1 protein-coding gene is annotated in these 1,675 nt (G+C 68.6%); it reads right to left on the bottom strand.

The genetic code is table 11. From position 1 onward, the window contains the following. Positions 1-8 precede the first annotated feature (8 nt). Positions 9-1,463: an NF041680 family putative transposase gene (locus ABH920_RS50000; RefSeq protein WP_370356984.1), complete on the bottom strand. Its 1,455-nt coding sequence runs from the start codon at positions 1,461-1,463 to the stop codon at positions 9-11. Between the last annotated feature and the right edge of the window lie 212 nt (positions 1,464-1,675).

The following is a 1,675-nucleotide window of genomic DNA, read 5'->3' as shown; positions in this document are numbered from 1 at the left end:
CTTGTCGTTTAACCTTTTCGGCGGGGTTTGGTGCCCTTCTTGTGGTGTTCGGGTCTGGCGTAGGCCTCGCCGGTCGCAAGGACCCGGCCGACGTCGTGGACGGTGGCCCGCTTGCGGTTACTCGAGCCGGGCGGCCGTCCAGGCCCAGGACGTGACGGTTTCGGCGCACGCACTGGAGATGGGATCTTCGCGCGGAGGTTCCGAAACCCCCGGCGGACCCGAGCCGGGGTGAGGCGCTCGGGGTCCAGCGGTTTCTCCCAGGGGCGGCGCAGGTCGGAGGCGAGCGGGCGGGCCAAGCGCAGCTGGGTATGGGCGGCGATGGCGATCCAGGTCCAGCGGTCGGCGGCCGCCGGGTCGCGAAGCCGCGGAGCCGTCCAGCCCAGGGTCTGCTTCAGGAGCCTGAAGGTGTGCTCGATATCGAACCTGCGCAGGAACGCCATCCAGGCCCGGTCAACGTCCTCGGCCGTGGCATCGACGCGCGACCACCATAGCCACACCGGCTTCGGATCGCCGCCGGACGGCAGGTGGTCGACCTGGAGGCGGATGACGGTTCCTTCGATGACCGGCAGGTCGCCGGGGAAGTCAGCCCATGCGGCCCGGTGCGTCAGGATCGGGTGTAACCGGTCCCAGGCTTGTGCGGTCGCGGCGCCGTAGTGTGTGTTGTCAGTCGTGGTGGAGACGTTCGGGGTGTTCCAGGTGGCCGGGTCGCCGAAGACGAACTCGCCGCCGTGCTTGGGCGGGCGTCCGCCTTTGAGGTTGTAGACGTACGGCGGGGCCGGGCGGCGGAACACCCGGTCGCCGCGCAGCCGTCCGAGGATCTGGACCGGCAGGTCCGCGAGCAGGAACGCGATGCGCGGGGCGTCGTATCCGGCGTCCATGACAATAAGGATCTCCGGATCGCCGGCCGTCCAGTGCCCGGCAGCCAGCAGGCGTTGCACGACCTCGCGCAACTGTTCAGCGGTGATCGCAACGACGTCGGCGCCGGGCGGCAGCCGGATCGCGTCCAGGATCGCGGTCCACGACGTCGGGCCGAACTCCAGCGCGGCGACGAACGAGTACGGCCACCCCGGGATCATGCGGTGTTCGTCTCTGCCGCGGCCATAGGTGTGGCAGAAGCACCGGTCAGGCGAGGTGTTAGCGTCCGGGCGCAGCCACGGCGACACATCCACGGCCAGCACCAGCCGGCCATCCGCCGCCCGAGGCAGCGGTGCATCGCCGACCGCGCGCCGCAGCCTGCCGATGTCCAGACCGCCGTGGTTGATCCCGTCGTAGAGTGCCCCGTGCCCGCGCTGGTGCTCGGGTGCCAACGCCAGCTCCACCAGCGTCTTCACCGCGCCGTCGGTACACAGCACCGCGTCAGCCAGCTCGAACAGCTCATCACGCCGCGCGGTCAACGCCTCGTAGAAGCCGCGGCGGAACCCGGCCAAAACCGCCAACCGGCCGCAGACGATCGCAGGTTGCAGGACACTGGACACGACGGCCTCCTTCGCGACAGTGAGTATTCTTCGCAGAACCCATAGTCACTCGGAGGCCGTCGCCCTGTCCGGTGAATCGTCGAACACACCGGTGCTGAGCTGCCTCAACCCGTCGCTGTCTCGAAGAACAGGAACACGCGCTCAACCTGGTTCCGAAACAGCATCAGAGCCTTGATAGCCTTCTGGGGTTAAACGGCAAG

It is taken from the genome of Catenulispora sp. EB89, assembly GCF_041261445.1.
Taxonomy (GTDB): Bacteria; Actinomycetota; Actinomycetes; order Streptomycetales; family Catenulisporaceae; genus Catenulispora.
The sequence above is the reverse complement of the archived record's forward strand: the minus strand, read 5'-3'. Positions and strand labels throughout refer to the sequence as shown.